Here is a 23,274-nt window from a genome sequence, read left to right as displayed (position 1 = left end):
CATTTTCTGCTTTTTTAAGTTTATTCTGCAATGTTTCCTGCTCATCGGCAGACGCTTTTTCCAAAGTTCTCCTGGTCTCATGCACCACTCTGTGGGCACGATACAATTCCAGCGCAAGTGCCTTAATTGACATTCAAATCTCCCTTAAATCTTTTTTTAATTTCCGCAATCATTTTCCCATAAACCTGACAAGACTCCCGCTATGGGAAGAAAAACAGAGATAAAGTGAATTAAAAACCTTTCCTGTTCTTCCTTGACTGAGTCCTGTTTTTTTTCATATCATTAAATCTCTGAAGCGCATACCTGGAGCAGGAATTGATACCATCACCATGCTCCTCAATAATAAATCAATGAAATCGCCATTAACAGGACATCCGATTCTGGCTGTCTACAAAATTATTTCTGATTACATATGAAACTCAGCCTGTTATTTGGGAATCTGGGGATGTGCCTGTTTTGTCAGGCGTATTTCAAAAATCACATTAGACTGATTATAAAATGATCTGGACTGACACTTTTTCATTTGAATTCCTTATCAATTGAGATTTTCAGTGATTTTTGACCGTAGGCCAGCCTGATAAAACAGGCACATCCACAATTTGGCTGAATTTCATGGGTAATAAAATCACATAATTGCTACTCCTGTGAGTAGTTACTTTAGAAGATTATTTTCTGAGCGTGACGGCTTTGTGGTGTTTCCCTTGATAACATTCTGAAATGCATCCGTAAAACTCACAAACAAACCTGCTTGAAAGAATCACTCGTTGTTCTATGGTCCATCCTTTGATGGATTCAGGCAAGAACATGTTTCTTTCTAACCGTGAAGTCAGTCCAGGGATAGGCATTTTTCACATTAACGCAGAGTTGGGGAAAAGGACTATTCTCAGATAGACTCTCTGGTATTCCACCGCAATTGCTCGCAGGCTGTAAAATCATAAAGTGTTTGCCCCGATCTGAAGTTACATTTCACCAGCAGGCGATCGGATTTCTCTCTCTTTCACCTGAAAATTTACGATCGAGGGTTGTTCTGCCACAGTTGGGATTCACATTACTTTTTTCAGGCCGAGCCATAGAGTTCGGCCATGCCGGTTTTTGTAATGGATAGAAATTTTTGCCTTCCTTCGCATGTTAACAGGAAAATAGGCAGGGCAATGCACGATTATTCCATGCTCGATGATGGTGATCGGGTCATGGTTGCTGTTTCAGGTGGTATTGACAGTCTGACTCTGGCCTGGATTCTTAAAAGCTGGCGGAAAAAGGCACCCATATCTTACGAAGTTACGGTCCAGATTATTGACCATGGCTTCTGGCGTGATCATCCCGATGCCATTGATCCCGAGAAATCAATTGGAAAACAGCTTGAAAAATTAGCAATTGCATATACCATCGACCCCGCATGGGGGAGGACGGATCAGCTTAAATCGTGTTTCCAATGCGCCAGAAACAGGAGAAGCCAGTTGTTTGATCTGGCACGCCAGAGGGGATTCAACAAGATTGCCCTGGGGCACCATATGGATGATCTTATCGAGACATTCTTTTTGAATATTCTTTACAGTGGCAATATTTCAACTATGGTTCCTGTTCAGAAACTGTTCGGGGGAAAACTTGAGCTCATAAGGCCTATGGCTTACCTGGAGAAAAGTGAGGTGAAGATGATCGGCGGGGAATTGGGTTTTCTGCCCGTTGAAAACTTCTGTCCTTTCAGCGACAGGAGCAGGAGGGAAAGTGTACGGAAGTTGTTGACGTCTCTTTATGATAAAAACCCGTTGGCAAAAAAATCCCTTTTCGCTGCCCTTGCCAATGTTCGGTCAGAATATATGTTGTAAAGTTAACACAAGTTTCATTTGAAAATTCGTGACTGTGGGTTGTCTCGCCGCAGTTTGTTTTTCTGGAAACGAAGGATTCTATTTGTGTAACTACCCATACTGATGATAACTTTTTGTTTTTTATGTATTAATTAAAAAATGCAATGAGAAATGGTGAACAGATGAACAAGCGTATTCGTACCCTGCTCGCAGAACAGCCCGTTAACACGAAAGTCAATGTTGAGGGATGGGTCAGAACCCGAAGAGACAGCGGCAGTTTTTCCTTCATAGAAATCAATGATGGTTCCTGTCTCGCAAATATCCAGGTTATTGCGGGCAGTGATCTGGACAATTATCATTCTGAAATCAGGCAGCTCTCAACCGGTTGCAGCGTCAGAGTGCAGGGAGAATTAAAAAAGTCACCGGCAAAGGGGCAGGATGTGGAAATACATGCGACCGATATTTGCATTGTCGGTTCTTCGGATCCGGAGACTTACCCGTTGCAGAAAAAGAGGCATTCGTTTGAATTCCTGCGGGAGATCAGTCATCTGCGTCCGAGAACAAATGCCCTGGGAGCTGTTGCCCGTGTCCGTTCAAGGCTCGGTTACAGTGTTCATCGTTTTTTTCAGGAAAGAGGGTTTATCCAGGTGCATACACCGATAATTACCACCAGTGACTGTGAAGGTGCCGGTGAAATGTTCCAGGTGATAACTGCAGGGGATGGAAAATCAGGGAGTCATTTTTTTGGACAACAGGCCGGTCTGACCGTAAGCGGTCAGTTACAGGCTGAGGTGTATGCCCTGTCTCTCGGTGATGTGTATACCTTTGGTCCCACGTTCAGGGCTGAAAACTCGAACACAAGCCGACATCTTGCTGAATTCTGGATGATTGAACCTGAAATGGCTTTCTGTGATCTCAGGGGAAATATGGTTGTAGCCGAAAAGATGATGAAATACCTGCTTGAAGATATCATGGAAAACTGTTCGGAAGACCTGCAACTTTTCAATAAATTCATAGAGAAAGGACTGCTTGAAAAACTTGGTCAGGTTGTGGAAAAAGAATTTGCCCATGTGACCTATACAGAAGCTGTTGATCTGCTTTTAAAAGCAAAGAAACAATTTGATTATCCTGTGCAATGGGGTATTGATCTGCAGTCCGAGCACGAACGTTACCTGACGGAAGAAGTGTTCAAAAGACCCCTTGTTGTCACCGATTACCCCGCGAAAATCAAGCCATTTTATATGCGCGTCAATGAGGATGACAGAACCGTTGCGGCCATGGATATCCTCGTCCCCGGAATTGGAGAGCTGGTAGGCGGCAGTCAGCGTGAAGAAAGATACAGTATTCTGGAATCGAGAATGGTTGAGACAGGTATCGATCTTGAGGAATACCGGTGGTATCTTGATCTCCGTCGTTACGGAACTGTGCCCCACGCCGGGTTTGGCCTGGGCTTTGAGCGACTGGTCCAGTTTGTCACTGGAATGAAGAATATAAGGGAAGTTATACCATTTCCGCGGACACCGGGATCGGCTCCGTGCTGATGATTGACCGCTGCTCACAAAATACTGGAGAGTGAGATGACTTTGAGAGGATATTGTTTTGAGTAAGGGGCCGGGCGTACGGAAAATGTTTGATGGTATTGCAGAACGGTATGACATGATGAATCGTGTCATGACCCTGGGCCGGGATCAGAAATGGCGGAAATTTGTTGTAAAAAAAACTGATGTTTCCGGGGGAGGATGGGTTCTTGACCTGGCAACCGGTACCGGAGACATAGCGGCTCTCATGCTTGAACAATCCAACACCGTAAAACCCGTTGGTGCGGATTTCTCCATCGGTATGCTTGAGGAGGCCCGCAGGAGGTTTGGAGAAAAACCGATTGTATGGCAGTCCTGTGACGCCAACAGTCTGCCTTTTTTTGATGAGATCTTTGAGGCCGTCACCTTCGGGTATCTTCTACGCAATGTGGATGACAGTCTCAAGGTGTTGCGTGAGGTTTATCGGGTTATGAAACCAGGCGGCCGGGTTGTCTGCCTGGACACAACGCCACCTGAAAAAAACCTGCTCTATCCCTTTCTTCGTTTTTATTTTCGTTTCTGTATTCCTGTCCTCGGCAGGATGATTGCCGATGATGAGTCGGCTTATACCTACTTGACCGGTTCCACAATGGAATTTCATAGGGCTGACGAGCTGGCTGAACTCTTCAGTGAAGCCGGTTTTGGCAAGGTCGGTTTTAAAAAATTCATGTTCGGTACTATCGCCATCCATTGGGGAGAAAAATGACGACGTGTTCGGTGGATATTGATGCAGCTGTACTGCCGGAATTTGACAATCCGGATACTTTGTTCAGATTTCTTGTCTCCTGTGTAAAGAAATACGGAAAGAATATTGCCTATATTTATAATGTCGGAGGGAGGGAATTTCGTATTTCCTACGAAATGCTCCTGGAGGATGTGCTGATCCTGGCCAGAGGGTTTCGCAGACACGGGGTCGGCAGAGGAGATAAAGTCATGTTTCTCTCCGATAATCAATATCACTGGATGGTGAGTGACCTGGCACTCATGTCGCTCGGTGCTGTGAATGTTCCCCGGGGTGCCGATACACCTGCCCGGGAATTGCAGTTTATTGTTGAAAATTCGACAGCTTCTTTTTTCATAGCTGAAAATGAAAAACTCGTTGAAAATCATAAATCTTTTCTGCAGCATTGTACCCAGTTGAAAAAGAAATTTGTCCTGGAAGAGATAGGAAAGGAATGTGCTGCAGATGGATACCTGTCGTGCATCAGCCTGTTGAAGGACCGGGAGTATAACAGAGAAGATATTGTTTCGTTTCTTTCCGAGGGAGAGCGGAATTCCCCCGATGATATCCTTACGATTATCTATACTTCGGGAACAACTGGAATGCCAAAAGGGGTGATGCTGACCCATGCCAATATAATGCATAATGTCAATGTCGTACCCGGTGTTATTGAACTGGAGGAAAAAGATACCTGGCTCTCAATTCTACCGAGCTGGCATATCTTCGAGAGAACTGCTGAATATGTGGCACTTGCCCGCGGCACTACCCTGATCTATTCGTCAATTAAACGATTTGCAGGAGATCTTGAACAGTACAGACCGACCCTGGTTGCAACGGTACCCCGGGTATGGGAATCGCTCTATTTAAAAGTCCAGAGTGGTGTAAAAAGAAAGAGTGAGATGGCAGGGAAGCTATTCTTCTCTCTGGTATGGATTTCTGTCACCTACAGGAAGAATAAAAGAAAACTTCTCGGGAGAATGCCGGTCTTCAGAAAACGTAAGATGATGAAGGTTATGGCGGAAAAATGCTCGTCCCTTGCTGTCATGTTACTGCTGTTTCCATTTTATACAATAGCTGACGGAAAACTGTCGATGGTTCGGCAGCGTTTCGGGGGAAGACTCAGGCTCGCCATAAGTGGGGGAGGAAGCCTTGCCGCTTACCTTGAAGAGTGGATTGATGCTGTCGGGATTCGTATTGTTAACGCCTATGGTATGACGGAATGCTCTCCGGCTATTGCCGGACGCGGGCTGTCATGTCGAACCTGGGGAACACTTGGGCCCCCTGTTGCCGGTACTGAGTTACGGATCGTCGGTGAAGAGGGAGAAACTCTTTTTCCGGGAAAGGAGGGGCATATAGAGGTTAAAGGTGCTCAAGTTACTCCTGGATATTACGGGAATGATGTAGAAAATAAAAAATCCTTTACAGCAGACGGTTTCTTCAGAACCGGTGATCTGGGACGCATGACCATAAACGGAGAGCTTGTTATTACAGGGAGATCCAAAGAAATAATTGTGCTGTCCAGCGGTGAAAATATCGATCCCACCAGAATAGAGAATGCCATTACCCGCTTTCCCTTTATTCAGGACGCTGTGCTGGTTGGTCAGGATAAACGGGGGCTGGGGGCCCTGCTGGTACCAAACGTTGAGGAGCTGAAGGAATATGTTGCCGGAAAGGTCGAGGGACTGAGAAAAAGCAGTGATGAATTTTTCAATGACAGTAAGGTTCTTGATCTGGTACGGGGTGACATCAATCGTATTCTTCTGCCCAGGCAGGGTTTCAAGCCCTATGAGAAATTACAGAACATCACATTTCTTGACGGAGAATTCCGCCAGGGAGAAGAACTGACCAACACGCTGAAGAAGAAACGGCACATAATAGAGAGAAAATACCGAAACCTGATAAACGAGCTTCTTGCCTGAATATGGCTGGGTCTTAAGCCACGGTCACAACGCTTTCAGCATCACTCACAGAAAAAGTTCGTCTGCATTGCTGCACAGGTGGAGAGTAGATGAGTTCTTTCTGTATACATTTTTTTGAGGGTCAGTTTTTTCAAAACCGGTCAGGGTAAGACCGTAACTGCCCGATGGATCAAAAAGAATGATGTCATCGATTTTCTGCGTTTCAGTCAGATCTGTCAGGATTTGAGCCTGATCCCTGTTTTTATCGTTAAGGCTGTCAAACCGGATAAAGGCGGGAGCTTTTTTTTCAATTATTATCCTCCGTAAATCTTCACCGAATTCTTTTTCATCACTGTCGGTTGCCAGAAGGGCAGCTGTTGCGGATATTCTGCCGGGAATGGATATGGTGTCCCCTACAGATATTCTGCCGCCCCGGTTGACAATACCGAAGATTCCTTCTCTCGGCATGACACAGTCTCCGGCCTGGTGATAGATGGCGCAACGGTTATGGCAGATTTTTCCAAGTTGAGAAATGATAATTTCACATTCACCCATATTCAGGTGACTTCCCACCTGCAGTTCCACCAGGTTGATTCCTTCTGTCGTAATATTTTCCGCAAAATTCCCGGCCACCACATCCAAACCTTTTTCACGCATGAAATTGATGCTTTCCTGGGCTAGAAAACTCACCTGGCGGTGCCATTTTCCTCCGTGGGCATCATTTTCCAGTCCAAAATTTTCAATCAGGGTCGAGGAGTTCACGTTTTTTTTTCGCATCCCTTTTCTGTCACTGATGGATATAGCTTTAATGGTATTCAATTGGATGACCTGTATATTTTGTTTTTCGAGCAATTTCAGTTTAGATGTCAATGTCGTTAACTTAAGGACAAGATGGTTCAGGAAAGTCCAATTCCGACCTTGGCCGACGAGGTCGGAATGGGACTCATATCTTAAGTTAGTACCTGTCCATAGTTGGTCTTCTTACCCGATATCTGCGTTGCCCGAAAAAATTTATCATCGGAGGTAAGCGTAGACTCCGATATCAATTATATGCCTGCGGTAAAATATCCCGTGCGCTTTGATCTCGAACAAAATTCCTCCTTTATGGACAGACACAAGTTAACGGCATTGGTTTAGAGGTAATGAAATCATAAAGATGTTGCCCCCGTGACCAGTTACCTTTAATCCCCAGCTCTTTTATTGAAGGGATTGTGTGTGCTACAATGTGTTACATGCAAGGATATCGGATTATTTCCGTTTGTCAAATATATTTTCCGCAGGAAGGTTGTGAGAGTGGTGAAACAGAAGTTTTCCTGCTGTGGGATTGTTGTCTGCAACGGATTCAGGATCTTGCCAATAAAGGATCTCTGTGAGATAATAAGGAAACGTCGGAAAAAAGGAATGGTCGGAAATGGTTCAGCCGTTTATACGTAATTATTCACAGGTACCCCGTTTCTCGGTCTCTTTTACTGTACAGGCAGGTAAAGATGAACAAAATGACCTGAAAAAATCTGTGACACCCTGATCTCTCATAAACCAGAAATACTAATCAGCGTTTCACCTGGGCGTTGCCGGGTCAAATTTAAAAATAACTTTTCTGATTACGTATGAAACGCAGCCTGATATTTGTGAATCTGGGGATTGGGCCTGTTTTATCAGGCGTATTTCAAAAATCACATTAGACTGATTATAAAATGATCTGGATTGACACATTTTCATTTGAATTCCTTATCAATTGAGATTTCCAGTGATTTTTGACCGTAGGCTAGCCTGATCAAACAGGCACATCCACAATTTGGCTGAATTTCATGGGTAATCAAGATAACTTTTGTTATTTAGAAGAAGAAGTATAAAAAAACAAAAAGTTGAAAACTTCGTTACCTGTTCCATGGTTTCAGTAGTCTCAGATTCAGAAAATGGAGGAGAATATGAGTATAATCAGCGAGATTAAAAAGGTCGTGACTCCAGTGGATTTCTCAGATAATGCGAAAATTATTGCCGAATCCGCCGCTTATTTTGCAGGCAGATTTAACGGTTCCATGTATCTGGTTTTTGTTGTACAGAACTTCGAGGACTACTCTGGTTTTTTTGTACCCCAGATGACCATTCCCACCCTGGAGGGAGAACTTGTCGAGAGTGCCGAGAAAAAAATGGCCTCTTTCTGTGATGAGCTGGAAGAATTCTGCCGCAAAGCAGGAGTATCTGAACTGCATTTCAAGGTTCTGATGGGAGATGTGGCAGAACAGATTGTTGATCATGCCGACGAGCTGGATGCCGATCTCATCATTATGGGTACCCATGGATATAAAGGGTTAGAGAAAATCATGTTCGGTAGTGTGGCGGATAAGGTCGTCCGCTCCGCACCTTGTCCTGTGATGACGATCAATCCTTATACCTGCTGTTGATATCCACAAGAGTAAGGATTACATTTTCGTTCGAATGACTGTCGTTTTCAGCCCCCAGAAGTTGCGGGATGGATGTATTGGCAAGGGAGAAAAAACCTGCAGGGATACGTCCGAATTTTTCTGCAGGGAAGTGAGTTTCCAGGGCCGCTTCCCAGTCGGGGGTGAATTCGGAGAAGACAGAATCAAAATCAATTTTCTTTTCCAGTCGCTCGCTTTTGCGCAGCCTTCTGATCAGACGGGAAAAGTCAGCCAATGGTTTCATGGCAAGTTCACGAAATTCGCGGATGGCTTCAACAGTTTCGTGAATGTCTGTGTGGATCAGTGCGGGCAATGTCACCTGACCCAGGTGGACGGCTGTTCTCTGATGGCTTTTTTCATAGAATTCAAAAATCAGTTCACTTACGTCTTTTTCTGTTGTCACCAGCATATCGCAGGCTGGAACGCTGCCTTCCCGGTAAAGCTGTTTCCAGCTTTCCAGGCGTTTTTTCATATTTCCTGGGTGGGGCGGGTCCATGTTCTGCCTGATAAGAGATAATTCTCTTGCCGGACCGTCTTGCAGGGGAGCATCATCTCCCATCAGTTCCTGGAATAATTCTGCTTCTTCGGCCTGAAGGGAAGCAAGTTGCAGGGCTATTTCCTCTTCTTCCAGGTCGAGCAGCTCTCCCAGTGCAAGGACAAGTCTGGCCTGCCAGAGTGATTCCTGTTTATCTTTCCCTGTCTCTTTTCTGACAGGTTGTTTTCGTCCGAGAATAGAGTTGAGGATCTGTTGTTCGGAATCTTCCGAAAGATTGTCTGATCCGGACATGGCAGCCAGAGTCAGGCCGCTGAGCTGGGAACCATAATTATCCTTCCTGTTTTTAATATCCTGGAGAAGATGAACGAACCGACCCAGATCTTCTCCCAGGGGGGCGGGAATATGTTCGGCGCAGAGTCCTGCCTTGCGGAAAGTATCGGTTGCCTGGTTTCCTTCAGCATGTATATTGAGTGTGTCTTCAGCAATTCTCAGAAGATGGAGTGGTGAAAAAAGCAGAAAAAGCGGAAACTGTCTGACTGAATAGATAGTTGTTTCGGGAAAATAGAGTGAGTGAAGTGATTTCATATGAAAGGTATTGAGAGAAAAGGTTCGTTTTATATTTCAGCTGTCCTGTATGTCATGTTCAATCTTCGCCTTGGGGCAGACAGCATGTCAAGTTTTACCGCAACACTCTGGCAGATAGTGCAGACAGCACCATTTGTTGCCGGCATTACCTACCTCATTATTGCTTTCCTGCAGTATATGTCAGGAGGGGAACCGGTTCCCTGGGACAGGCGCTTGCGGCTCTTTTTTGCAATCGGTATCCTGGCCGGACTTTTATACTCCATCTATGAATATGCGGGAGTTCCAGGCAAAGTATAATAAACCGTTATTGAGTAATTGCCAAGTAACTCCTTACAGGGATGACAACTCTGTGATTTTGTTATCTCTGAACTGTAATTGCCAAGCATACTGATTTTATGTTTTATCTGCATACTTCCAACAGGACAGAAAACCTGCTGTATCATCTTGGAGCTGTGATCAAGGCTGATGATCAGCGGACTGTTTTTGATCGGGAAATATTTCTTATCCAGAGTCAGGGGATGGAGCGAATGATCTGCCAGTTCCTGGCGGACACCTTCAGGGTTTTCTGCAATTTTCAGTTTCTTTTCCCTCTTCATTTTCTTGAAACCATTGCCTGTCAACTGGGACTGCAGACAGATTTTGATGGGTACGACCGACAGGTTTTCGCCTGGAGAATTGAAGCCGGGTTGCGTGAGCCGGATCATGATGTTTTTCGGGAATTGAAGATATTTCTGTCCGGACCTCAGGTCGATTTGAAGCGTTATCAGCTGGCCCGAAGGTTGGCTAATATCTTTGATCAGTATCAGATCATGCGCCCTGGAATGCTCGAATCCTGGGCTGCCGGAAAAACTGTAACCGGAAACAAATCGGAAAAATGGCAGATGCAGCTTTGGCGGAAGCTGCAGGAAAATCAAGATGCGGGGGAACACCGTGGAGTGCTGTTCAAACGGGTTACAGATGCATTGCGGCAAAATCAATTCACAGAAGATGCACTGCCACGCCGGATTTCAGTCTTTGGTTTAAACACCATGCCTCCCGTTTTCCTTGATTTTTTGAACTGTCTGGCCGGTCACAGTGATGTTCACCTGTTCATTCTTTCCCCCTGCAGACATTATTGGGGAGATGCTGCAGGCAGGCGGGCTGAACTCTCCAGGGAGCTGCGGCGGCCTGTTGGGAATGTGGCAGCCATTGAATCGGAAAAGGATCATCCTCTTCTGGTCTCTCTTGGACAGCAGGGACGGGATTTTCAGCAGATGATGGTGGAAAGCGTTGATTTTAGGCTGGAATTTGACAGTTATGAGGATCCTCTGGAAACAGTTGAGAGAAAAACTCTGCTGGCGAGGGTACAGTCGGATCTTCTCCAGGGTTCCATCGGTCCTGTAAAAGAAAAAGAAAGTCCGGATGATGATTCCATTACTGTTGTTTCATGTCATTCAGCCTATCGTGAGACAGCTGTTCTCAAGGATTACATCCTGCACCGGCTGCATACGGACCATAGCCTCGAGCTCCGGGATATCATTGTCATGGCTCCTGATATCGAGCAGTATGCGCCTTTTATTCCTGCTGTTTTTGAAGATATCCAGCACTCCATTGCTGATTTTTCACTTCAGAGAAAAAATCGTTATATCAGGGCGTTTACCGATTTTCTGAAACTTTTCCGCTCAAGTTTCGGCTGGGTTGAGGTTCTGGATCTGCTCAGACAGCCGGTGGTCTTTCCCGCTTTCGGTTTGGTGACTGCCGATCTCGAATACCTGGAGCACTGGGTCATAAACGGTGGAGTTCGCCGGGGACTTGCTAAAAAGGGAGAAGCCGGGGAGAAGGTGAGCTGGAAGGCCGGCCTGGAGCGGTTTCTTATGGGATATTGCGCTTCATCCGAGTGGTTTGTTGATGGTGTCCTTTCTTTTGACGATATTGAAGGGAGCAGTGGTACCGTTCTGGGAGGACTCTGTGAATTTATTGATATCATAGAAGAAAGTGCAGTGTACTTTCGGCAGGAACATACTCTGTTCCGCTGGTCGGAGATTCTGACAGGTATTGCGGACAGACTTTTTGATGGCGGTGATCAGCGTGACTGTCTGGAGCTTCATGGGCTTCTGACCGATCTGGGTGCCACCCATGGAAGATATCATAACAGGCCGATTTCGGGTGATGTCATTGCGGAGTGGTTTTCCGGTGTTGTCCGGGAGAATCGGTCAAGTTCAGGGTTTCTCAGGGGCCAGCTTACTTTCTGTTCCATGCTGCCCATGCGTTCTGTTCCCTTCCGGGTCATCTGTCTGCTGGGGTTGAATGAAGGGGATTTTCCACGGATGGATCACCAGCCGGCTTTTGATCTGATGGCAGACCGGTTCACGGTCGGAGATCGGTCGGTAAGGGTGGATGACCGTTACCAGTTCCTGGAGGCAATACTGGCTGCACGATCTCATCTTTATCTCAGCTATGTCGGGCAGTCCATACGGACCAATGAGAGAATCCAGCCTTCTGTCGTAGTGAGTGAACTGATGGAGTTGCTGGAATCACATTATGAAACGGGAAATATGGTGACAGAGCATCCCCTGCATCCCTTCAGCAGTCGTTATTTCAAAAAGGACGGGGAAACCAGGAAATTGTTCAGCTATGATTTCCACAGTTTCAACATCGCCTCAAACCTGATATCCACTGTTGACCCATTGAAAAACTGGTGGAGGGGAACACTGGATGAAGAAATAACACGGATGGAATTCAGCGAGGTTCTCAGTTTTTATCGCAATCCTCAGGCGTGGTTCCTGCGTAATAAACTTGGGTTAAGGCTGGACAAAAGTGAAAAAAAATTTCCGGAGGAGCACGAACTCTTTCGTCCGGAGGGACTCGATAAATACCATGTTGAACAGCAACTGGTGGAACATCTCCTCTCCGGCAGTGATGGCCGGGAGTTTGAGGAGAGATTGAAAGTGGAAGGGGTCTGGCCACTGGGGGAACCAGGGGCTGTGCAATACAGGCAGAAAATAATAAAGATACAACAATTTGTCGAGCAACTGTCTTCGTTTGAAATGGGAAAACCGCTGGCAGGAGAAATGTTTCGTCTGCAGGTTGGTTCATATATTTTTACCGGAACATTCACAAATCTCCATGAGAAGGGAGTGCTGCTTTTCAGGTACGCAAAACTGAAGGGTAAAGATCTGATGGCAGCCTGGCTTCATCATGTTGTCGCCCAGCAACTTTTTGGCAGAACCACTACCGTTCTGGTGGCTTCCGATCAGGTCTGCCGCTATTTGCCTGACTGCGCCGGGCCTTCACTGGAATATCTGCTGGATGTTTTCGCCGGAGGGAGTTGCAGACCATCGAGATTTTTTATTGAACCATCATTTGTTTACTGCGGACAGGCGGAAAAGACCGGGAGAGTAAAAATATCCCCCCTCGAGAAGGCTCGACAGACAATGAGGGCTATCCTGGACAAAGGGTATGAACCCGCCTGGGAAAAATTGTTCGGTGACGAAGGTGAACTGATGCTGGACGGGGAGTTTGAAAAATACTGCCGTGAAATAATGGCACCGGTCATGCGGGAGGGAACAGATGGTTGAACCACGAATTTTTGACCCGGTCCGATCCCCCCTGAAGAAGGGTGTCAACCTGGTGGAGGCCAGTGCCGGTACAGGAAAGACCTATGCCATTGCCATGCTTGTCCTGCGGGCGGTGGTTGAGTTGGAAATGGCCATTGACCGCATTCTTGTTGTCACATTCACCAGGGCGGCGGCGGAAGAACTTAAGGGGAGGATTCGCAGCCGCCTTGTGGAGGGCAGGAATATCCTCAAAAACAGGCAGAGAGAAAAAGCGGATACGCAATCGTTTGATGAAGTTCTCAGGCAATGGGCTGAAAACGTTGGGAACAGGGACAGGGCCCTGTACTGTCTGGAACTTGCACTTTTCGATATTGACCGTGCTCCTGTCTTTACCATTCATGGTTTCTGCCAGAGAATGCTTGCTGATTATGCCATGGAAAGTGGGCAATTATTTGATATGGAACTCCTGGCTGATGTGGAATCCATTCGCAAGGAGGTGGCGGACGATTTCTGGAGAAAAAATGTCTATTCCCTTGATGCGTTATCCTGCGGTGTTCTGCTGGATTCCTTTGCTGATCCCGGGGAGCTTCTGGCTGGAATCTGTGGTGACAAGGTAAAAGGGGTTGATGTGGAACCGGATGTGGCCGACCTGGATGAGAGTATTGACACCCTGGCAGAAGCTTATTGGAAAATGACCGGCTGGTGGCGGAAAAACAGGTCGGAGCTGCTGCGCCAGTTGAAGCCGCTGGTCGACAATGGAGGTTTCAAAAAAGGTTTTACTGATTGCTTTGGTGGGTGGTGGAAAGAGTCAGATGATTTTTTTACCCGGGAGATGGTCGTGTCAGTGCCGGACTTTTCACCGTTGAAAAAAGAGGTACTGCTGAAAGAATTGAACGGCAGGAAATATCGCACTCCTGAAAAAAAGGAAGGGGTGGCCGGAGGGTGGCGCCTGCCTGGGGAAGTGCTGCATACTCTGGAGCAGGCTGTGGAACAACTGCTTCTTTCTTTTCGCGTAAAACTGGCCCGGCAACTGGGGGAAGAGCTTATTTCGCGACTGGACAGTCTGGGGCTGCTTTCATTCGATGATCTCATTGACCGGCTGGCGGTAGCCCTAAGGGAAAAAGAGAGTGATTTAGGGAAGTTGATCCGTCGCCGATTTTCCATGGCGCTTATAGATGAATTCCAGGATACAGACAGCGGCCAGTGGTTTGTTTTTTCATCTCTTTTTGCAGTCGACGGACATTATCTCTATCTTATTGGAGATCCGAAACAGTCCGTATACCGGTTTCGTGGTGCCGATATCCACTCCTATTTTCTCGCAAAAAAAAGGGCCGATAATCATCTGACCCTGGACAGAAATTTCCGTTCTCATCCCTATCTGGTGGAGGAAGTCAATCGTCTTTTTTCTGCTCGAGATAAACCGTTCCTCATGGAGAAGGAGTATATTGATTTTATGCCGGTCAGTCCTGCCGTGGATATCGATCCGACTGAAAACGGGCTTGCTGCCGGGTTTCTCTACTGTATGCTTCCTCAAAATCCGGAAAAGACAGACGGCAGCTGGACAAGTGGCAAGGCGGGAAAGCATTTTCTAGGTTATATCAGAACAGAGATTATTCGTCTTCTTGAGGACAATGAGGAGATTCGTCTTAAGAACGGGGAAGAACGGAACCTGCTTCCAAGAGATATTGCTGTCCTTGTCCGCAGTAACCGACAGGCTCAGGATTGCCTGGAGGAACTGGCCAGGGCCGGGATTCCCGCCGTCATTTCGTCGAGCAGATCTGTCTATGAAAGCATGGAGTGTCGGGAATTGCTCACGGTTTTGGAGGCAGTGGCCGCACCGGGAGATATTGGTCTTGTGAAAAAGGCCATGGCTCTTCGCTGGTTCGGTTTCAGTGGAGATGAGTTGTATCGTTTGTGGCGTGATGAGGTTCGTTTCGGTGGCTGGTATGATCGATTTCTCAAGTATAACGAATTATGGCAGAATTCCGGGTTCCTGGTGATGATGAACCGGCTGATTATGGAGGAGAATGTCTATCTTGTGCTGACAGCCGGCCAAGGTGGAGAGAGGTCGGTAACCAACATACAGCATCTCATTGAAATTGTGCAGGAACTGGAGAGCAATGAGCATCTGCAGATGGGACAGATTCTGCTTCGGTTGCAGAGAATGATCGATTATCCCGCCAAATCTGAGGACGGGGAATTGCGACTGGAAACGGATGCGGAGGCTGTTCGAATTATCACCATGCACAGTGCGAAAGGACTTGAATTTCCAGTAGTTTTCTGTCCCTGGCTCTGGTATATGACCAGTGGCCGGAGAAATAATCAACCCTGTGTGCTTTCCAGGGACAGCAGTGGAAAACAGATTCTTGATCTGGGCTCTGATAAATTTACGAAGAGAAGTGAACAGGCACTTTATGAGGAAAGAGCAGAAGAACTTCGACTGCTTTACGTGACCCTGACCAGGGCCACAATTCGCTGCTATGTGATGTGGGCGGATGTGAAAAAAAGGGGAAGTGTTTATGATTCTTTTGAGTCCGCCTTAGGTTACCTGCTCTTTCCACAGGGAAGGTGTTCAGGTGAAGAGCAGATAGCGGAACTGAAAAAACGATGTGATTCGGGAGTGGGTAGTCTTATTGTACCTTTGGACATACCTGGCGTGTCATGGAAGCCCTCTGTTCATGATGACGAGATGGCTGTTAAGGAAGTTACAACAGAAAATCTCCATACGGACTGGCAGATGTCCAGTTATTCCTCCCTGAGTGGTCTCAGCGAATATGACCTGGAACAAAAGCCTGAGCCGGACGGGAGCAGAGAGGAAGGTCAGGATATTCCCGTACCCGGTCTTCCCGTGGGACCCAATTTTGGCAATATCGTTCACGATATACTGGAAACGATACCCTTCCATGTCCTGGCGGAATCTGTTGACTGTGCCGGTGAAATTTCTGCTATCTGCCGGAAATACGGTATTCATCCCGAACCGGAAATGTTGCACAGACTTCTGCTGAACTGTGTGACAACCCCTGTTTCCCCAGGAAATCGTGAAAAGAGGTTTACTCTTGCCTCACTTTCCGAACAGGCCCTGCTCAAAGAAATGGAATTTTACTTCCATATGAATCTGGTTGATACGGAAAAGATCAACAGCGTACTTGCCGGAGAACAGACGGTGATTCCTCTTGGACGGAAAAAGATGGAAGGATATCTCACCGGGTTAATGGATCTGGTCTGTGAATTTGAAGGCCGGTTTTATATTATTGACTATAAAACGAATTACCTGGGCGATAGTCTGGCTGATTATCGTGGGAAAAAACTGATTGAGGCAATGGCCTCCCATAATTACGGTCTGCAGTTCTGGATATACAGTGTCGTTCTGCACCGCCATCTGAAAAATATTGTGCCGTCTTATAGTTACCAGGAACATTTTGGTGGTGTTTTTTATCTCTTTGTTCGTGGTATGGTGCCGGAAAAAGTGAACAGTGGTGTTTTTTTCACCCTGCCGGACAGCAGGAAGATAATGGTCCTGGAGCGGATTTTCGGAGGGGAATATGAAGGTTGACAGGAAACAGAGTTTTCTTGAGCTGCACCTTGCCCGTTTTCTTGCCGGCCGCTCGCAATTGACAGGAGAAAAAAAAGCAAGATTCCATGATCTTGTCCTGGGTCTGGCAGAAGTAATGGGTGCGGGGCACACCTGTCTTGAGGTCTCAAAAGCGGAAGAAACTTTTCTTCGTGGAGTTTGTCTGGTTGGAGATCAAAGTGATCGGGGGTTACCTTTGATACTTTTCAGGGGCAGACTCTACCTGCAGAAATATTTTCTTTATGAGTCCAGGCTGGCCGAGGGTCTGCAAATGATGGCGCGGCGTGATCATGCCGTAGGAACAGAAGCAGAGAGATTGCTTGATCTCTATTTCGGTTTGGTTTCGGATGAGACGGACTGGCAGAGAGAGGCTGTCAAACTGGCCATTAAAAAGGGGTTGACCATAATTTCAGGGGGACCGGGAACAGGAAAAACAACCACTATTGTAAAACTGCTTGCCGTTCTTCTCCAATTGACTGATCAGGACATGGTGATCGGTCTCTGTGCCCCGACGGGAAAGGCGGCCATGAGATTGCAGCAGGCTGTAAGAACAGGGGGCGCAGCGCTTGGGTTGCCTGCCGATATAACCGACAGGATTTCAGGGGAGGCTATGACCATCCACCGGTTACTGGGAGCGAAAAAATACTCGTCAGGTTTTCGTCATGACCGTAATAATCCTCTTGCCCATGATCTTCTCGTGGTCGATGAGGCGTCCATGGTGGATCTTGCCCTAATGAGTAAGCTGGTGGATGCGCTTAAACCGGCAAGCCGCCTGGTCCTGCTGGGGGATAAGGATCAACTTGTTTCAGTGGAATCCGGAGCTGTCCTTGCTGATTGCATCAGGAGTCTACCGGAGAATACGGTTGAACTAAAAAAAACCTGGCGTTTTGACCAGGGTATCAAGGAATTTGCCCAGGCTATCAACGAGGGCGACAGTGCTTCAGCCCGGGCTGTTCTTGAAGATAAGAGAATTGACAATGTAACCCTGCTGCAGGGAGATATCTCTGGATTTGTCGGCAGAAAGTACAGGGAATATATGTCCTGTATTGCGGAAGCTGGAAACGGAACCGTTCAGTTTGATACGGTTTTCCGTGCTTTTTCACGGTTCCAGGTATTGTGTGCAGTCCATTATGGTAAAAAGGGAGTGGAAGGGATTAATCGACAGGTGGAAATTTCTCTCGTCTCATCAAATCCGGCAGGAATTCCATATCGGGTTCTTCCGGGACAATGGTATCCGGGAAGACCGGTCATGGTAACACGTAATGATTATTCTCTCGGTATTTATAACGGTGATATCGGAATCTGCCTGGCGGATCCGGACAGCGGTGATTTGAAAATCTGGTTTGAAGACAGCGGCGGGAGCTACGTGGGCTGTTTTCCTTCACGTCTTCCACCCCATGAAACAGCTTTTGCCATAACCATACATAAGAGCCAGGGGTCGGAATTTGAAGAAGTTCTCCTGGTTCTTCCGGAGACAGAGAACAGAGTTCTCTGCAGGGAACTGCTTTATACCGGAGTGACCAGAGCTGGAAAGCATGTCACGATTGCCGGGGAAAGGAAGGTTTTTGAATTTGGCCTGAGCAGACCGGTTCGTCGTTTCAGTGGTCTGAGGGAACAGCTTGGGGGGTAATAAAATATCGACATCCGAATCGACATCGGGCCTACATCCCCCGAAAGACAAGGGATGTAGCCCGTTGTCCACTGACAGGTCCTTTGGCATCTTATAGGGTATTGACAAAGAGGCGCAGTTCAAATTCTTTTCAATACACTCCAGGAGGTGCACAATGAAAACAGCAATCGAAGGTAGAAACCGTAATAGAAACTTCGACGGAATCCAGATTATTGGAAAAAACATAAAAAAAGCAAGTTCTCTCAGCGTGATTTGTCTGCTCTGTGTATTTCTGTTGCCGTCAGCGGTTTTGGCCGGTCGGGAAAAAATAATTCTTGATTTTGATGACAATTATTATCATGCCGGCAGAGGGGAAAAGGCAACTCTGTACCTGCGGAGGGAAGTGAAACAGCAGTATCCTGGATTTAATTTAAAGAGTATGAATCTCGAAAAGGTGGTACTGGTTGCTAAAACCAAAATGGGGTATGGCCGTGCCCAGCTCAGGGTGGGTGAAAATGTGAGCCGGGAAAAACGTATTGACGGCAACCCTGATCAATATCATGATAACAGGCGGTTTACTTTTGACAGGACTGTTTTCCATAATCCGGCAAAAAACAGCAGGGGACGCTGGCAGATCCACATGCGGGGGAATTTTGTTGTGCGCCGTGTGATTCTGGTGGTGAATGACTGTAACTGCCGGTGTGATGCCCGGGGATACGGCGACTGGGCTTACAGAGGGCGCACATTTGGAACTCGCATGTACACCTGGGAATGGCCGTTTGATGCAGGGAGGAGGCACAATAATTGGTAGAGAATGGTATACTGTCACCGAATGCAGGAGAGGGGATCTTCGTTGTCGATTTTGACGGTACTCTGCTTCGGGACGACAAAACAGTGGCCGGCGAGGACAGAAGAGCGCTGGTCACTCTGCGTCAACACGGTGTTATAACAGTTGTTGCCACGGGAAGATCTCTTTATTCCTTTCGCAAAATTATGAATGAGCTGGAAAGAGATTCCGGGGCCTGTCTTCCTCTTGACTACGTGATTCTTTCCACTGGTGCCGCAATTATGGAATTCTCCACTGGTTCTTTTTTGCAGTCCAGATCTTTGAGCGGTGAGGATGCTGTCGCAATTTCCAGGGTGCTGGATGGGCTCGGCCTGAACTATATGGTGCACCGCCGGATACCGGAAACACATTATTTTTTATCCAGGCTTAATAGTTCCAGCTCTGGAACTGATTTTGATATTCGGCTTGACATGTACAGGGAGTTTTCAGAAATGCTTACTTCCAGGCGCTTGTTACGTTTTGGCGGGGTAACGGAAATCCTCGTCATTGTCCGCGAGGAGCAGGGGAAAGAAGTCACCTCAATTTTAGCAGAAAAACTTCAAAATAACAGTGTGATACGGGCGACTTCCCCCCTGGATCATCGTTCTGCCTGGATTGAAATTTTTGCTCAGAATGTTTCTAAAAGCAAGGCTGTTGCCTGGCTGGCGGGGAAACTGGCTGTTCCCCGCAGACGGGTATGTGGGGTGGGTAATGACTACAATGATCTAGATCTTCTTGACTGGGCCGGGCTGGCCTGTCTTGTAGCCAATGGTCCTGAGCATCTTCACAGTAGATATTGTGTTGTTGCGGAGAATAACTGTTGTGGGGTAAGGGAGGCGGCCAACAGATTTTTAGAGGCATTGGGTTATTCTGATTTCTCAAGTGCAGGGTTTGGGAATCGGGAAAAATATCACAAAACCATCACGGATCCAGGCGATTGATCATTGCCGGTGCCCTGACCAGATCCCCATGTTTCCGTTGAGATAAAAAACACCTGAGCTGCCATTGTCTTCAAAATACCCCTGTCCGCCAGGTGAACCTGTATGAACAACGGAAGTTGTACAGGTTTGCAGTTCCGGGCTGAGCTGCAGATTGATTTTTCCTGTTGATGGTTCGATATTTCCATGTATTTTTTTGTCTCCAGTTTCAAAACTGCAGTTTCTGTCTACCGTCCCCTGCCAGGGAATATTTTTTCGGGGATTGAGTCCACATTCCGGGATTTCAAGTATACCTGCCCATGTCCCGGCAAAAGGGCAGGTTGTTTTTTTCTGTTCGTCGACTTCTGTGTCTTCCCGGTCCCGGGCACTGCTGTTATTGCTGTAACTGATTGCTATTCCGCCGATGGAGACGGCAAAAACAGTAGCTCCGGCAGCTGCAAGAGTGGTACTGGAGATGCCGGGCGGAGGTTCTGCCTTGATTTTTTCCGCAGTTACAGTGTCTGTGGAAACATGTTCGACAGAATAGAGACCGGCCTGTTTTCCGAATTGAAGAGAAGGCTGAACCTGACTCAGGGTGAAATTATCGGTAAAACCTGGTATTCTGGCGTTTAAGCTGGATATTTCAGAGTCAGAGTATATATGAAGTTTATCTGCAGGGGGAGTGAAGATAATTCTGCTGTCTATCACAGGAATAGTGTATTTTTGTGATACGATGAGTTGTTCTTTTCTGTTTTTGATGAGAAAGATGTATTCAAGTTTTCCGCAGGCAGGAGTTGCTGACGGGAGACGGCCGATGTATTTTGACCTGACATCGTTTCTCAAAGCAATAAAAAAATAGTCCTTTTTCCCAGTGCATTTAAAATAAACCCGTACTGATTCAATTTTTTCTCTATCATTGGCAATTACGGATAAAAAGGTCCTGCTGCCACTGTTGATTGATTCTGGCGGAGTATGTTGAAGTGTGGTTGTACTCCATAGATTAACTGGGCAGGAGAAGAAAAATGCAGAGGACAACAGAAAAAGAGATAGAAAACGAAAACAAAGGGGGTAAGTTTTAGGCATGGTTTTTCCTTTCCTGGGAATTCTGGTGAGAAAATGTGTAATATTTTACCGCAATGTGCAAAAAAGTGCTATTTAGTGTAACAATAGGGCTGATTATAGAGTAAGTATAGATTTTATGTAACTACTCACAGAGGTAACAATTATATGATTTTATTACCTCTGAACTGTAATTGTCTGTGAGCAATTATAATTCAGAGGCAATAAAATCTAAGAGTTGCAGCCCCTGTGAGTTGTTACATATATCGTTACTCACCTTGTTAATGTCTGTTCAGAAATAAGGATTTTTGTTCGAGATCAAGGCGCACGGGGAATTTTACCGCAGGTATATAATTGATATCGGAGTCTACGCTTACCTCCGAGGATAAAATTTTTCGGGCAACGCAGATATCGGGAAAAAACCATGTATGGCAGGCACTTGTTAGTAGTTGAATAATATTATATCCGGCTATGCATATTTATGGTCTGATTATGCCGGTAATCAGGCATGCCTGGGAGAATTTACTGTTTTTCTGTTTGGTAAGGCCGAGAAAATTTGTTAGAAGGATATTCAGTATTCGTGGGTTTTGTTTTTTGTTATCTGAGGAAAAATGGGCGCCAATTAGGCAACGTCGTCAAGATTTAACAAATACTGTGAGTTAGCAATGAATGAAAAAGAACTGCAAAATCAGTTACAGACTAAAGTAAAAAAGAAACTTGCTCCCCTGTTCGCCCGCTATAAAATGGATTTTGCTGGTCTCGAATCGACCATGAAATGGAAGCCGGTGGTTCTCGTAATTGGTAACTACTCCTCTGGGAAGTCTACCCTGATTAATGAACTGGTCGGCCAGGATATCCAAAGAACAGGACAGGCTCCAACTGATGATTCTTTCACTGTCATCACCTCCGACCCCGGGGTGGAACCCTGTGAAATTCCTGGTTCAACTCTAGTGAATGATGCATCCATGCCCTTTGGGAAATTCAAAAAATATGGTGAAAGACTGATTTCCCATATGTGCATGAAGCATATTGACAGCCCGGTTCTGGAGAACATGGCTATTATTGACAGCCCGGGAATGCTTGATGCAACGAGTGAGAAAGATCGGGGTTATGATTATATGGCTGTTCTTGGTGATCTGGCTAAAATGGCTGATCTGATCGTGTTGATGTTTGATCCCCATAAGGCTGGAACCATTAAGGAATCCTATACTGCCATCAGGAATACCCTACCTGAGAAATCCGGTGAAGATCGGATTATTTTTGTAATGAGCAGAATTGACGAATGTGACAATCTCAGTGATTTTACCCGTTCGTATGGAACACTCTGCTGGAATATGTCACAGATGACCGGCAGAAAAGATATTCCTCATATTTATTTGACATACTCTCCTGAAGCGGCAAATCCAGATAATATTGCTGAAGGATGGCCCCAGGAACGGGAAGAACTGATAAAAAAAATCAACAACGCTCCAGGTTTCAGGATTAATCATATTCTGGAGGATATTGATCGTCAGGTGAATGAGCTGCAGATGGTTGCCGAGGCAATGGGCAATTTTACCGCCAGGTGTCAGCGGGTTTCATGGAAAGTTTCTAAAATTACCGGAGGGATAGCCCTTCTGTTATTTCTGTTTGGTGATGTTCTTTTGAAAAGTCTGATATCTTATCCGGAAAGCACCATGATCACTGCCGTTCGGGACGGGACTTTTTCTCTTGGTAATCTTGTTATTCCAACCATATTTGCCCTGGTTGTTCTCGCTGTAGGTGCGTTGAGTTTCAGTAAGGTTATTTATCCTCAGATGTTGAAAAAGGCGCTTGCCAAAGGAGCTGATCTTGTCCGTATTGACAACGATTACAGGAAAAATCTCTGGAAGAAGATGGAAGCAAAGGTCAGGGAAAATCTTGAAGGTCTTTCCGTGAAGGATATCTGGAGCGGTTATGGTCGTTCTCTGGCAAAAATACAGGGATTTCTAAATGTTGATTTAAAGAGATATTATAATAAGATTGCTAAATAGCTCTTTTGATTATCTATCTAATGTCTGTCCAGAAATGAGGTTTTTTGTTCGAGATCAAGGCGCACGGGAAATTATACCGCAGGCATACAATTGATATCGGAGCCTACGCTTACCTCCGAGGATAAAATTTCTTGGGCAACGCGAATATCTGACAAAAGACAATTTATGGACAGGCACTAATTATATTATCTCTTTGTGGATTTTGATGTCGGAAAACAGCTCGGTCTGTTTTCCGATTT

General features: G+C 46.2%; 15 protein-coding genes. 12 read left to right on the top strand and 3 right to left on the bottom strand.

The features are described 5' to 3' along the window. Nucleotides 1-1,097 precede the first annotated feature (1,097 nt). From ACXLDX_RS05470 to ACXLDX_RS05455, 4 genes are all read left to right on the top strand, one after another. On the top strand, nucleotides 1,098-1,826 hold the full coding sequence (locus ACXLDX_RS05470; RefSeq protein WP_457576187.1) for a tRNA lysidine(34) synthetase: 729 nt from the start codon (nucleotides 1,098-1,100) through the stop codon (nucleotides 1,824-1,826). Nucleotides 1,827-1,987: 161 nt separating this feature from the next. Then, on the top strand, nucleotides 1,988-3,346 hold the full coding sequence (gene asnS / locus ACXLDX_RS05465) for an asparagine--tRNA ligase (protein WP_457576186.1): 1,359 nt from the start codon (nucleotides 1,988-1,990) through the stop codon (nucleotides 3,344-3,346). Between the two features lie 58 nt (nucleotides 3,347-3,404). Then, entirely contained in the window at nucleotides 3,405-4,088 is a 684-nt protein-coding gene (gene ubiE / locus ACXLDX_RS05460; RefSeq protein ID WP_457576185.1) for a bifunctional demethylmenaquinone methyltransferase/2-methoxy-6-polyprenyl-1,4-benzoquinol methylase UbiE, read from the top strand. Continuing rightward, nucleotides 4,085-6,022, top strand: a complete 1,938-nt coding sequence (locus ACXLDX_RS05455; RefSeq protein ID WP_457576184.1) for an AMP-dependent synthetase/ligase — start codon at nucleotides 4,085-4,087, stop codon at nucleotides 6,020-6,022. Before ubiE ends, ACXLDX_RS05455 begins: the two co-directional genes overlap by 4 nt. A 45-nt stretch (nucleotides 6,023-6,067) precedes the next feature. Here the strand turns inward: ACXLDX_RS05455 and ACXLDX_RS05450 are convergent, their stop codons facing one another. Beyond that, nucleotides 6,068-6,820 carry an MOSC domain-containing protein gene (locus tag ACXLDX_RS05450; protein WP_457576183.1) on the bottom strand — a complete coding sequence of 251 codons (753 nt, stop codon included), beginning with the start codon at nucleotides 6,818-6,820 and terminating at the stop codon, nucleotides 6,068-6,070. A 1,109-nt stretch (nucleotides 6,821-7,929) separates the two neighbouring features. Here ACXLDX_RS05450 and ACXLDX_RS05445 point away from each other — a divergent pair. Continuing rightward, a complete protein-coding gene (locus ACXLDX_RS05445) occupies nucleotides 7,930-8,406 on the top strand; it encodes a universal stress protein (RefSeq protein WP_457576182.1) in 477 nt (158 codons plus the stop codon). On the opposite strand, the gene ACXLDX_RS05440 is transcribed toward ACXLDX_RS05445, so the two are convergent. Then, the gene (locus ACXLDX_RS05440; protein WP_457576181.1) at nucleotides 8,384-9,505 is read right to left on the bottom strand and encodes a hypothetical protein; all 1,122 of its coding nucleotides are present in this window, start codon (nucleotides 9,503-9,505) and stop codon (nucleotides 8,384-8,386) included. The genes ACXLDX_RS05445 and ACXLDX_RS05440 overlap by 23 nt on opposite strands. On the opposite strand from ACXLDX_RS05440, the gene ACXLDX_RS05435 reads away from it, so the two are divergent. The 6 genes from ACXLDX_RS05435 (at nucleotide 9,506) to ACXLDX_RS05410 (ending at nucleotide 19,988) form a co-directional block, all read left to right on the top strand. Further along, complete coding sequence (locus ACXLDX_RS05435; protein WP_457576180.1) at nucleotides 9,506-9,802, top strand: hypothetical protein; 297 nt, start codon at nucleotides 9,506-9,508, stop codon at nucleotides 9,800-9,802. It abuts the gene before it with no gap. A gap of 98 nt (nucleotides 9,803-9,900) precedes the next feature. Further along, the gene (recC, locus tag ACXLDX_RS05430; RefSeq protein ID WP_457576179.1) at nucleotides 9,901-13,062 is read left to right on the top strand and encodes an exodeoxyribonuclease V subunit gamma; all 3,162 of its coding nucleotides are present in this window, start codon (nucleotides 9,901-9,903) and stop codon (nucleotides 13,060-13,062) included. Further along, complete coding sequence (recB, locus tag ACXLDX_RS05425) at nucleotides 13,055-16,594, top strand: exodeoxyribonuclease V subunit beta (RefSeq protein WP_457576178.1); 3,540 nt, start codon at nucleotides 13,055-13,057, stop codon at nucleotides 16,592-16,594. Before recC ends, recB begins: the two co-directional genes overlap by 8 nt. Continuing rightward, nucleotides 16,584-18,242 carry an exodeoxyribonuclease V subunit alpha gene (recD, locus tag ACXLDX_RS05420; RefSeq protein ID WP_457576177.1) on the top strand — a complete coding sequence of 553 codons (1,659 nt, stop codon included), beginning with the start codon at nucleotides 16,584-16,586 and terminating at the stop codon, nucleotides 18,240-18,242. Before recB ends, recD begins: the two co-directional genes overlap by 11 nt. 154 nt (nucleotides 18,243-18,396) lie before the next feature. Then, on the top strand, nucleotides 18,397-19,032 hold the full coding sequence (locus ACXLDX_RS05415) for a hypothetical protein (protein ID WP_457576176.1): 636 nt from the start codon (nucleotides 18,397-18,399) through the stop codon (nucleotides 19,030-19,032). Then, entirely contained in the window at nucleotides 19,026-19,988 is a 963-nt protein-coding gene (locus tag ACXLDX_RS05410) for an HAD family hydrolase (protein WP_457576175.1), read from the top strand. Before ACXLDX_RS05415 ends, ACXLDX_RS05410 begins: the two co-directional genes overlap by 7 nt. Here the strand turns inward: ACXLDX_RS05410 and ACXLDX_RS05405 are convergent, their stop codons facing one another. Beyond that, nucleotides 19,989-21,047 (bottom strand): hypothetical protein, encoded by a 1,059-nt coding sequence (locus ACXLDX_RS05405; protein WP_457576174.1) that lies wholly within the window; start codon nucleotides 21,045-21,047, stop codon nucleotides 19,989-19,991. A gap of 641 nt (nucleotides 21,048-21,688) precedes the next feature. Here ACXLDX_RS05405 and ACXLDX_RS05400 point away from each other — a divergent pair. Then, on the top strand, nucleotides 21,689-23,035 hold the full coding sequence (locus ACXLDX_RS05400) for a dynamin family protein (protein ID WP_457576173.1): 1,347 nt from the start codon (nucleotides 21,689-21,691) through the stop codon (nucleotides 23,033-23,035). Nucleotides 23,036-23,274: the final 239 nt, after the last annotated feature.

It is taken from the genome of Desulfomarina sp., from assembly GCF_054039375.1.
The sequence above is the reverse complement of the archived record's forward strand: the minus strand, read 5'-3'. Positions and strand labels throughout refer to the sequence as shown.

Coding starts and splice junctions, on each gene's coding strand:
- recD (WP_457576177.1), top strand. CDS start 16,584: ATGAAGGTTGACAGGAAACAGAGTTTTCTTGAGCTGCACCTTGCCCGT.
- recC (WP_457576179.1), top strand. CDS start 9,901: ATGTTTTATCTGCATACTTCCAACAGGACAGAAAACCTGCTGTATCAT.
- ACXLDX_RS05415 (WP_457576176.1), top strand. CDS start 18,397: ATGAAAACAGCAATCGAAGGTAGAAACCGTAATAGAAACTTCGACGGA.
- ACXLDX_RS05455 (WP_457576184.1), top strand. CDS start 4,085: ATGACGACGTGTTCGGTGGATATTGATGCAGCTGTACTGCCGGAATTT.
- ACXLDX_RS05405 (WP_457576174.1), bottom strand. CDS start 21,047: ATGCCTAAAACTTACCCCCTTTGTTTTCGTTTTCTATCTCTTTTTCTG.
- ACXLDX_RS05400 (WP_457576173.1), top strand. CDS start 21,689: ATGAATGAAAAAGAACTGCAAAATCAGTTACAGACTAAAGTAAAAAAG.
- recB (WP_457576178.1), top strand. CDS start 13,055: ATGGTTGAACCACGAATTTTTGACCCGGTCCGATCCCCCCTGAAGAAG.
- ACXLDX_RS05435 (WP_457576180.1), top strand. CDS start 9,506: ATGAAAGGTATTGAGAGAAAAGGTTCGTTTTATATTTCAGCTGTCCTG.
- ACXLDX_RS05440 (WP_457576181.1), bottom strand. CDS start 9,505: ATGAAATCACTTCACTCACTCTATTTTCCCGAAACAACTATCTATTCA.
- ACXLDX_RS05445 (WP_457576182.1), top strand. CDS start 7,930: ATGAGTATAATCAGCGAGATTAAAAAGGTCGTGACTCCAGTGGATTTC.
- ACXLDX_RS05470 (WP_457576187.1), top strand. CDS start 1,098: ATGGATAGAAATTTTTGCCTTCCTTCGCATGTTAACAGGAAAATAGGC.
- asnS (WP_457576186.1), top strand. CDS start 1,988: ATGAACAAGCGTATTCGTACCCTGCTCGCAGAACAGCCCGTTAACACG.